Genomic DNA, 9,605 nt, shown 5'->3' on the forward strand with positions numbered 1-9,605 from the left:
GACGGGAGAGGGGTTCCTCTGGAACCCGCTGTGCTCGGATGGGTCAACCGTTCAGCCGATATGGATGACGTTGACGACTGCTGCGGCGTTGATCGTGGCCGTGACATGCGTCGTCATTGCGGCCAGCCGTCAAGTTGAACGTGACGGACAGGAAATTGCGTCGCCCGACGTTCTGCACGACTACTCGCGCCGAACCCTGCCGGAGGACAACGGGCTCCGCAAGCTGGGCGATGAGTGGTGAGAGATGGCAACTCCGGGGGGGGCACCCTCCCGATGAGCGTTAGACAGTCTCCTCGGCCGGATCACGCGATCCCCCTCGTTTTCGCCGTGATCTTCACCGTTTTCGCCGCCGCTCTCGGGTTGATGTCCTCTCTCTACATGTGGGATCCGGCAGAGGCGTGCGAGGTTCGTGGAAGCTACTCCAGCTCCGAGAGCTTCCTGTGGAATCCGCTGTGCGTGGACGGTTCGGCTGTCCAACCGCTGTGGATGACGGTGGCTGGCGCTGCCGCATTGATCGGTGCCGGCGTCTGCGTCGTCCTCGCGATCGCTTTTCGAGTGCTCAACCACGAGCGGGAAGTCCCGCCGCCCGTCGTCTCGCACTGGGAGTGAGCAGTCAAAGGTAGATTCGCCGGATGACGACGACTCGGACCTCCCACTCGACTCTCGCCCTGCTGCTCGCCGTTCCGGTGTTCGCGCTCGTCGGTTGCGCCGGTTCGACGGCGGGGGCTCCGGCATCGACGTCGGCCGCCGCGCCGGCGTCGACCGCGACCGCCGCCCCGACGTCCGCCCCCGCTACTCCGGCGGCGACCGCGACTGCGAGTGCGGCGGCGGCTGGTCCGGTGTGGCCGGCGGACCCGTGCCGGGACACGCAGCTCACGGTCACGGTGGAGGACCGGCCCGAGCTTTCCGGGGCGGGCCAGGAAGGGTTCGCGATCGTGCTCACGAACGCCTCGGATCAGGCGTGCTCGTACTTCGGGTGGCCGGGCGTTCTGATGCTCGGTGCCGATGGGACGCAGCTCACCACCGCCGGCACGTCGGGTGCGGAAGCGTTCCCGGGGGCTCTCGCTCCGGGTGAGTCGGTGCAGGCGGAGGGCCAGCTCTCGGCGGTCGGCGCATACGACTGCACGCCGACGACCGCGACGACTGTCCGGGTGCTCGTCACCTCGGACGGCGCCGGACCGGGAATCGACACGCCCTCCGATTTCCAGGTCTGTGGCGGGGACGGTCGGAGTGACTTCACGACCGGGCCGCTCACGCCGGCGTCCTGACTCTTCTAGAGTCGCGGCTGCGGTCATGGACGGGCTCGAGGGTGGAGACAGCTTCGTGCTGTTCCTGGTTCTAGGTGCCCTTCCCTTCCTCCTTCTGGTCGCCGTGGTTTCGGTCGTCACGATCGGCATCCTTCAATGGATCGGAGGGCGGGGGCGGCCCCGTCCGTAGACTGAGTGCAACCACCCCTTCGGCACGGCGCCGACCGGAACTCAAATGAGTAAATGAAGCAATGAGCACATGGGTGTGGAGTTGATCGCTTTGTGGCGGCAGTCTTTGATCGCTCCTTGACGTCGCGCTACGCGTGCGTCGGATCACCGAGGATTTCAGCGAGTCAGGAATTTTGCGAGAAACGTGCGGTAAATCACTGTGAGCTGGTGCAGATCGCTTACCACGACGTGTTCGTCGATCTGATGGATTGTGCTGCTGATGAGGCCGAATTCGGCGACCTCGCCATAGTGGGCGATGAATCGCGCATCGGAAGTTCCTCCGCCGGTATCCAACGAGGGAGTTCGCCCGGTCACGGATGTTACCGCCTCGGATAACAGCGCGACGTGGCTCGATCCAGCAGTGATGAAGGGGTCGCCACTTACCTCGACTAAGAGGGTGAAGTCGGTTGCGAACTCTTCTGCCGCCCGGCGGATCAAGCCCTCGAGGCTCTCGGCTGAATGAAGGTCGTTAAAGCGAATGTTCAGATGCGCGGTTGCTTCGGCGGGCACCATGTTGTTCGCCGCATTGCCGACGTCGATCGTGGTGATCTGGAGACTCGACGGCTCGAAGCACTCGGACCCCTCGTCGAGTGGTGTTGTGGCGAGTCGGTTGAGAACGCGGATGAGGCGGTGCACCGGGTTGTCGACGAGGTGGGGGTAGGCAACGTGCCCCTGGAACCCGCGCACCGTCAGGTTGGCGTTAAGGCTTCCGCGCCGTCCGATCTTGATCACGTCGCCGATCCGCTCCGGGTTAGTCGCTTCGCCGACAAGGGTGAAGTCCGGCATGTCGCCGCGATCGGCGAGCCACTCGAGCACACGCACGGTGCCACCCGTGGCCGGCCCCTCTTCGTCTCCGGTGATCAGGAGGCTGACCGACCCAAGGTCGAGCACTTCGGGCTGCGTCTGCGAGACCGCTGCGAGGAAAGCGGCGATGGCGGCCTTCATATCGCTGGCACCTCGACCGATGATCGTCCCGTCGCGGAGTGTCGCATCGAAGGGGTCGGAGCTCCACTCGTTAGAGCCTGGGGGAACGACATCGGTGTGACCGGCGAAGCACAGGTGCGGTCCGTCGATTCCTCGGCGGGCGTAGAGATTCGGGGTGCCATCGAAGTCCAGCCGATGAACGATGAAGCCAAGGCTCTCAAGTACGCCTGCCACGACATCGAGGGCTCCGTCGTCGCTCGGGGTGACCGAAGCACATCGGATCAAAGACTGCGTGAGCGCGACGGGGTCCACGGGAGCGAAACTATTCGGCACGGAGACACCGTACCTGCAACATCAACTGCATCTCGGAAAACAACAGCTTTCTGAGACGCCCGGTCGGCATCGCTGTCGCGGTGTCGGGTCCGCGCGATACCGAGGTCGCAGATGTCTCGAAAATGCGTCTCAACAGAAACCGTCTCAGGGTCATGACTGCGAGGACTTTGTGAGTCACACTGGTCGAGTGAGACTTCTTGGATACACCCGCGTGAGCACATCGAGTCAGGATGCGCAGTTGCAGCTCGACGCGCTGGTGGCTGTCGGCGTTCAAAAGCGCGACGTGTTCGCTGATGTCACCTCCGGGAGCAAGACCGCGATCGAGCGCCGAGGGATGAAGAAGCTCCTCGAGCATGCAGAGTCCGGTGACACCGTGGTCGTGTGGCGAGTTGATCGGCTTGGCCGCTCCTTGATGGACGTCCTGAACACGGTGAACCTGCTGCGTGACCGCGGCATCCACGTCCGGTCTATCTCTGATGGCATCGATCCGGCGACGTCGACGGTCCGGCTGATGCTCAACATGCTGGCCACCCTCGCCGAGTACGAGCGCGAACTGATCGTCGAGCGGGTGAATGCGGGGATCGCAGCGGCGCGGCAGAACGGCACACGCTTCGGCCGCCCACTGTCCGATCCTGCAGTAATCGCCGACAAGCTCGCCATCGCCTCCGATGCTCGAGCGAAGGGCCGCACTGCCGAAGACGCAGCACGACTCGTTGGCTGGAGTCGCGCCACCCTCTACCGTCACCAGCAAGCCCTCGCCGGCCGCGAGAGCACCGCCATGTAGCAAATGCCATGGACGGTGACGAGCGGTGGCGAATTCTCCGACTTCACGTCGAAGATCAGATACCCCTCGCCGCCCTCGCACGAGACATCGGCATCGGCCTCCGCACACTACAGCGCTGGCATCAGCTCTACCGAGGAAGCGGCGTCACTGCTCTCGATCCGCACCAGCGATCGGACGCTGGTGTAGGTCGAACGCCGCCTGAGCTCGTGGCGTTCATCGAACGACTGGCTTTGAGCAGGCCGCGACCAGCGCAGACCACGCTGCACCGCCTAGCAAGCGCTGAAGCAGATCATCATGGCCTGTCGGCGCCGAGCTACGCCACCGTCAGGGAAATCGTGCAAGCTCTAGACCCGGCGCTCGTAACACTCGCGTTGGAAGGACCGGCCGCCTATCGAGACAAGCACGAGCTGGTGTTTCGCCGACGCGCCGAACGTCCCAACCACATGTGGCAGGCGGATCACACCGAACTCGACATCCTCATCATGGGCACCGGGGGCGCGCCCGATCGGCCGTGGCTGACGATCGTGATGGACGACTATTCGCGCGCGATCTGCGGCTACATCGTCTTCGCCGGGGCACCGTCCGCGATGAACACAGCACTTGCTCTCCGTCAGGCGATCTGGAGAAAGCCCGACCCGACGTGGGCTATGTGCGGGATACCTGACGTTCTCCACGTCGACCACGGCTCCGACTTCACCAGCCACCACCTCGAACGCACCGCCATCGAGCTGCGCATCCGCATCATCCATTCCATCGTCGGCAGACCCCAGGGCCGCGGCAAGATCGAACGCTTCTTCCGCACCATCAACACCGAACTCCTCGCTACCCTCCCGGGGCACCTCGGGCCCGGCAGCAGAAGCCCCGACCCAGTACTTGATCTGGCGGCCCTCGACCAGGCGATCGGCGCCTTCGTCAGGACCTACAACGAGCGCCCGCATCGCGAGCTCGAAGCCTCTCCGCGAGACGCATGGGTTGCTGACGGCTGGCTCCCGCGTATGCCTGACAGCCTCGAACAGCTCGATGGGCTTCTTCTCACTGTTCCGAAGAATCGCGTCGTGCAGCGCGATGGCATTCACTTCCAGGGCCAGCGCTACCTCGCCCCGACGCTCGCACCCTTCGTCGGGCACACCGTCACGATTCGATAAGACCCACGTGACGTCTCAGAGATCCGGGTCTACGACCGCGACACCTTCGTCTGTGTTGCCGTCGACGAAGCTCACCCCAACCTCCGACTCAGCCTCCGCGACATCGAAGCCGCCCGCCGCGCCCGCCGACGACAACTCCGGCACGTCATCAACGACCGCATTCCCACCGCCACCGTCCGGGAGGAGCCGCACAGCGTCGCGCCCGTTCCCCATCGGCGCCGGCTACGCACCTATGAAGAGGACGAGTGATGAACCAGGCCTTCATCGTGACCAAAGAGCACCGACGCTTCACCGAGTTCGCCAACGCCGTCCGCAAGGAACGAACCATCGGCATCTGTCACGGTGATGCTGGTGTCGGCAAGACCAACTCCGCCCGCCGCTATGCGAACTGGGACGCTCTCGAGCCCTACATCAACGAATGGGGCCCGCGAGGAGATCACGACGCCAAGCACTACGCCCTCGCCAACCGATCCCGCACCGTGTTCTACACACCCGAAGTACTCTGCCGACCCAAAGACCTCATGCACGACATCGACCATTGGCAAATCAAAGTCGGCCTCTGCACCGACGAACATCTGCGCTCCCTCGAACCTGACCCGCCTTTCAAAGCACGACCAGTGGCTCACCTCGTCGAGCTACTCATCATCGACGAAGCCGAACGACTCACACCCACCGCACTCGAGCTGCTCCGCGACCGACACGACCGCGAACACCTCTCCATAATTCTGAACGGCATGCCCGGCATCGACCAACGCTTCCGCCACTACCCGCAGCTCTACAGCCGCCTCGGCTTCTCCCACCATCACCGCGCCCTCGGTCGCGACGAACTCCTCTTCGTCCTCGACCGCCACTGGAAGCGCCTCGGCCGCACCCTCGACCCCGACGACTTCACCGACGCCCAAGCCATCGCCTCCATCGAACGCATCACCCGCGGCAACTTCCGCCTACTCGAACGACTCTTTCCGCAGATAGCCCGCGTGCTCAAGATCAACGACCTCGAAACCGTTACCGACGACGTCATCGAAGCCGCTGCCAGCATCCTCGTCATCGGCAACTAGCGCCACGCAACGATCAAGAGACGCCGCCACTTAGCGATCAACTCCACAAACGCGGCGCGCCGAGCAGTGTTGTCCTATAACTTGTCACTCATTCTACGACTCGTGAAAGGGTCGGGTTCGGGGTTCTGTGACGACCGATGCTAGGCGAGGGACGATGATCTCCGTGACTTCGCTGGTGCCATTACCGGGTTTTGATTCCCAGGCCCACGTCTCCTTCATTCGAAGCAGCCCAGTTGGGTCGAGAACAATCTCGGAGACGCAGGATCCCGTCGAGGTCTCGCCGTCCTCGTTGAGCTGGCAGTAGCGGAACGCCACCGTGTCACCGGTTCGAGTGCCGACAAGGAATCCCCGCCGGACTGCGCCGCCGGCGTAGGTGGCCCACACCTCGCCGTCCGCTTCGTGGTAGTCGAAGACAGTCTCAGGTCCTACTTCGCCGCCGACTGTGTCGCGGACAGCCGCGAAGCGGTAACCGTCAAGAGAGGGCAATGAGCTCGATGCGTTCATAGGAAAAGACTAGGGACGAAGTGACGGCAACTCCGGGGCAGGGGATCTACCGCGTCCAGTGCAACATCTCCGGCGAGGAAGATCATGCGCGAGCCGGCGGGAACTGTCGCGGCGTAGGCATATCGCGCTGCGCCGGAGAGGCTGTTGGAGCGGATGAGGCTCACTACTGAAGTCACTGGCGTCACGCTCCGCTGTCGTCGGCCCAACGAGTCTTCCACGGCCGGGCACCAGATCGGCCCGGTGAACCATCCCGATACGGGACGGTGCCGGCCCCGCCTGCCGGTTGCAAGTAGACAAAGGCGCGGTCATGAGTACGGTGGCGCCGTGAAACGAACAGGCGAGGGAATGGCGGGACGGCATTGCGCCGCTACGGCGCTCATTGCTGCTGGCGCACTGATGCTCGCCGCGTGCTCAGGTTCACCAGCTCCGGAGGGTGATCCGATCCGGGCAGCTCGCGCGTTGCGCGACGCGCCGCTGATCGTGCAGGAAGGCAACGCTGCCGACACCTGCGGAGAGTTCGTGCTTGATCAAACCGAGCTCGTGCCCATCAACCGGGTCGCATGCCTCGACACGGCAGCAGTAGCGGGCGAGGAGGCGGAGCTCGCCTGGAGTTCTCTCACGGATGAAGGGGATCCCGTCGTCTCTTTCGCCTACACGGCACCCTGGAACGCAGGGATCGTCTTCTCTCTGACAAACGAATACAACTCCTACGCGGATGATCACGGTTGGACCACCGGCCTCTGCCCGGACGCAACCACCGCAACCTCCGATTTCAGCCCCGAGACGCGCCCCGGTCCTGTGGAGGGATGAGTCCACGCGGACGACGAAGATGGCCCGCTCAACCATCCCCTTACGGAACACATGATCGTGGAGTGCTGAACGTTCTGATTCATGGCGTGTTCACCGACGTGCCGGACCATGATGCTCATGGAAACACGAGAACTGGCATGGGGCATTCTGGCGTGGCCTGCCGTTGCGGTCCTCGCGCTGGTGCGAACCGCGGGCAGCTGGGATGTATCGGGCGGGTCCGCAGCAGGGCTCATCGCGGGCACGGCAGCCGCGTTCACTGTCGCGGGCGCACTCCTGTGGCTTCCCTCGAGTCTCTGGCTCGACCGGCGGACACTCCGCTTCCCGCGCGTCGGGCAGGCGGCCGCGTTCCTGGGCCTGGGACTCGCGATCGGCGCCGCCGCCTCCACCGCGCTGGTACTCGCGTCGGGAAACGCGACCTGGCCCTCCTCCGCGGGCCTCATCACGGAATACGCAGTCACGGCAGGAATCGCTTCCCTCCTCGGCTGGCTCCTCGCCGCCACCCTTCGTGCGAAGAAGCTGCCGATCGTTCAGACGGCGGCGAATCGCGTGAACCGCTGAATGATCCGGGTCGTCGATCGATCAGCGTGCCAGCAGCAGTCCGGCCAAGCCGATGACGACCGGCACCACGGCAAAGGCCAGGAAGAGGTAGGAGAGCACGAGTCCCACCGTCGACTCCCAGCGAGGACCGACGTGTCGTCGCGCCTGATGACCGACGAGGACGCCGGCCAGCGGGAGAAGGTACTGCAGCGTGGTCGCGACTCCGATGACCAGGGGATCGCCCACCCACAGGTGGGCCACCGCCAGGTATCCGACGGCGTAGGACACGACGGCGAGAACGCCCAGCACGAACGCAGCCCGCGTCCACCCTCGTCCGCTCCGCCGCGCGGTACCCGTCTCCTTCATCACACTCATACCTCCACTGTACGAATCGCTCCTCGCGCACGCCCGTCCCTCGGAGCATGTGCCGGTCCTTCGCCCGACGTCTCGTTCGGTGACACGACCACGCCTCGGCGAGCTGCTGTCCAGCGTCAGCCGGCGAGCCGGCGTCCACAACGAGGACGCGACTCGGATTCGGAACATGTCCGATGGCTGCCTCGATAGCCTCAGCGCATGAAGATCCGAGCCGGTTCGCCTGACGATCGCGGGCCCTGCATCGACCTCTGGCTGGAGGCACTCAGAGCACGAGACGGATGCAGTCAGGACGACGCGGTCGCCGAGAGGGCTCGAGCGAAGTTCCACCGGCCTCTCGTTCGGTTCGCCGTCATCGGCTCGGATCCCCTCGGGTTCGCTCTCACCGTCGACACGGGCGATGGTCCGGGCCGACACAGTGCGCTGCTCGAACTGCTCGCCGTCGCACCGAGCGAGACAGGGCGCGGGCTCGGCCGGACACTGCTCGACGACGCGGTCCAGTCCGCCTCTCAGCTCGGCTACCTCGTCCTGAAGCTGCACGTCCGCGCCGGAAACGATAGGGCGGAAGGGCTTTACAAGGCGTCCGGCTTCGAGCCTCACGGGGATCCCGCGCCGCATCCGCTCGGTGGTCATCCGATGATCGAGTACGCGCGGACTCTGACTCACGTCAGCAACTGAGGACCTCCGGCCACCGATCCCCGTACGGGCCACCTCGCGCGACCGGATCACATGCGCACTCAACGCTGGTCGAGCGGTCGGGTCATGGCAACCTCATCCCATGAGCGTGAGCGACGGACAGGCCTGTGCCCCACGGGACCTCGACGTGCTCACCGACCGGCTCCGACTGTGCCGGCCCGCCGAGACCGACCTGGACGAGCTGTTCCGCCTCTACACCGATCCGCGGATCGCGGAAGAGGATCCGCTCCTCCTCCATCTCTCCGCCGATCAGACCCGGGCCGTGATCGCGTATCGAAGGACCCAGTGGACACGGGACGGACTCAGCAGCTGGGTGATCCGCCGGCGCGACTCCCCCATCGACAGCCGTGATCTGATCGGAATGGGTGGATGCACTCTGCTCTCCGATGCAGCCTGGAATGTGGCGTTCACCCTCCACCCCGACCACTGGAGCAAGGGCTACGCGCAGGAGGTCGCCCTCGCCGGCATCGAACTCGCCCACCGCCTCCGACCGGAGCTGCCCGTCACCGCGGTCGTCGCAGAACGCAACGCACGCTCCCGCCGCACCATCGAGCGACTCGGCCTCGCGCTCAGATGGGAGGGTCCGGACGCGCACAGCCCAGACCCGACCGCACGAGTCGTGCTCTTCGCCGACCGCCAGCTCTCCGCTGAACAGGTCCGCCGGCTCACCGGCTGAACCCGATCGCCGATCGGCTCATCCGCCAGCTCAGCGAGAGCTCCCCTCACGGGCAGCGAGTCGGCACCGCCGGTGAGCATGGCGATCCTCCGCTGCGGGAACTGCAAGCGAAGCCGACCTGTCGGTCCACCAGCCGGCGCCTCCCCCTCCCCGCTCCTCGATCCCCGACCGCAGGGCAACGAGACACGACGACGCTGCGCTCGGGAGTCCACCGGCAACTCCTTGAAGGGGCACGGCCGTCCGTCGCCGGACGGATTCACGTCCACCTCTTGTTCATTCCGGCTTCGTTGT

Annotated in this window: 12 protein-coding genes and 1 pseudogene; 10 read left to right on the forward strand and 3 right to left on the reverse strand. The window is 65.0% G+C overall.

Translation table 11 applies throughout. The annotated features are described in order from the left end of the window. From C5D04_RS18405 to C5D04_RS18765, 3 genes are all read left to right on the forward strand, one after another. Positions 1-241: hypothetical protein (locus tag C5D04_RS18405; protein WP_219815042.1), on the forward strand; the 241-nt coding region annotated here is incomplete at its 5' end. Between the two features lie 86 nt (positions 242-327). Further along, the gene (locus C5D04_RS16900) at positions 328-609 is read left to right on the forward strand and encodes a hypothetical protein (protein WP_104223367.1); all 282 of its coding nucleotides are present in this window, start codon (positions 328-330) and stop codon (positions 607-609) included. A gap of 23 nt (positions 610-632) precedes the next feature. Next, entirely contained in the window at positions 633-1,268 is a 636-nt protein-coding gene (locus C5D04_RS18765; RefSeq protein WP_104348079.1) for a DUF4232 domain-containing protein, read from the forward strand. Between the two features lie 324 nt (positions 1,269-1,592). Here the strand turns inward: C5D04_RS18765 and dapE are convergent, their stop codons facing one another. Next, on the reverse strand, positions 1,593-2,711 hold the full coding sequence (gene dapE / locus C5D04_RS16910) for a succinyl-diaminopimelate desuccinylase (RefSeq protein WP_219815043.1): 1,119 nt from the start codon (positions 2,709-2,711) through the stop codon (positions 1,593-1,595). Between the two features lie 208 nt (positions 2,712-2,919). Here dapE and C5D04_RS16915 point away from each other — a divergent pair, with 208 nt between their 5' ends. From C5D04_RS16915 to C5D04_RS16925, 3 genes and pseudogenes are all read left to right on the forward strand, one after another. Beyond that, entirely contained in the window at positions 2,920-3,516 is a 597-nt protein-coding gene (locus C5D04_RS16915) for a recombinase family protein (RefSeq protein ID WP_104348081.1), read from the forward strand. Between the two features lie 8 nt (positions 3,517-3,524). After that, positions 3,525-4,910, forward strand: a pseudogene (locus tag C5D04_RS16920) (Mu transposase C-terminal domain-containing protein). Then, on the forward strand, positions 4,910-5,719 hold the full coding sequence (locus tag C5D04_RS16925) for an AAA family ATPase (protein ID WP_104348082.1): 810 nt from the start codon (positions 4,910-4,912) through the stop codon (positions 5,717-5,719). The pseudogene C5D04_RS16920 and the gene C5D04_RS16925 overlap by 1 nt, the downstream one beginning before the upstream one ends. Positions 5,720-5,812: 93 nt before the next feature. On the opposite strand, the gene C5D04_RS16930 is transcribed toward C5D04_RS16925, so the two are convergent. Then, positions 5,813-6,223, reverse strand: a complete 411-nt coding sequence (locus C5D04_RS16930) for a hypothetical protein (RefSeq protein WP_104223373.1) — start codon at positions 6,221-6,223, stop codon at positions 5,813-5,815. Between the two features lie 324 nt (positions 6,224-6,547). On the opposite strand from C5D04_RS16930, the gene C5D04_RS18025 reads away from it, so the two are divergent. Beyond that, on the forward strand, positions 6,548-7,033 hold the full coding sequence (locus C5D04_RS18025) for a hypothetical protein (protein WP_146087897.1): 486 nt from the start codon (positions 6,548-6,550) through the stop codon (positions 7,031-7,033). 108 nt (positions 7,034-7,141) lie between these two features. After that, a complete protein-coding gene (locus C5D04_RS16940) occupies positions 7,142-7,591 on the forward strand; it encodes a hypothetical protein (protein WP_104267942.1) in 450 nt (149 codons plus the stop codon). Between the two features lie 21 nt (positions 7,592-7,612). Here C5D04_RS16940 and C5D04_RS16945 read toward each other — a convergent pair whose 3' ends face one another. Further along, on the reverse strand, positions 7,613-7,945 hold the full coding sequence (locus tag C5D04_RS16945) for a hypothetical protein (protein WP_104226378.1): 333 nt from the start codon (positions 7,943-7,945) through the stop codon (positions 7,613-7,615). Between the two features lie 198 nt (positions 7,946-8,143). Here C5D04_RS16945 and C5D04_RS16950 point away from each other — a divergent pair, with 198 nt between their 5' ends. Next, a complete protein-coding gene (locus C5D04_RS16950) occupies positions 8,144-8,620 on the forward strand; it encodes a GNAT family N-acetyltransferase (RefSeq protein WP_104223376.1) in 477 nt (158 codons plus the stop codon). Between the two features lie 100 nt (positions 8,621-8,720). Continuing rightward, positions 8,721-9,314: a GNAT family N-acetyltransferase gene (locus C5D04_RS16955; protein ID WP_104234066.1), complete on the forward strand. Its 594-nt coding sequence runs from the start codon at positions 8,721-8,723 to the stop codon at positions 9,312-9,314. Positions 9,315-9,605: the final 291 nt, after the last annotated feature.

The sequence above is a fragment of the Rathayibacter sp. AY1D2 genome (assembly GCF_002932695.1).
Lineage (GTDB): Bacteria > Actinomycetota > Actinomycetes > Actinomycetales > Microbacteriaceae > Rathayibacter.

Excerpts from the sequence above, each read along its gene's own strand:
- C5D04_RS18765 (WP_104348079.1), top strand. The coding sequence starts at position 633 with ATGACGACGACTCGGACCTCCCACTCGACTCTCGCCCTGCTGCTCGCC.
- C5D04_RS16925 (WP_104348082.1), top strand. The coding sequence starts at position 4,910 with ATGAACCAGGCCTTCATCGTGACCAAAGAGCACCGACGCTTCACCGAG.
- C5D04_RS16930 (WP_104223373.1), bottom strand. The coding sequence starts at position 6,223 with ATGAACGCATCGAGCTCATTGCCCTCTCTTGACGGTTACCGCTTCGCG.
- C5D04_RS16940 (WP_104267942.1), top strand. The coding sequence starts at position 7,142 with ATGATGCTCATGGAAACACGAGAACTGGCATGGGGCATTCTGGCGTGG.
- C5D04_RS16945 (WP_104226378.1), bottom strand. The coding sequence starts at position 7,945 with ATGAGTGTGATGAAGGAGACGGGTACCGCGCGGCGGAGCGGACGAGGG.
- C5D04_RS16950 (WP_104223376.1), top strand. The coding sequence starts at position 8,144 with ATGAAGATCCGAGCCGGTTCGCCTGACGATCGCGGGCCCTGCATCGAC.
- C5D04_RS16955 (WP_104234066.1), top strand. The coding sequence starts at position 8,721 with ATGAGCGTGAGCGACGGACAGGCCTGTGCCCCACGGGACCTCGACGTG.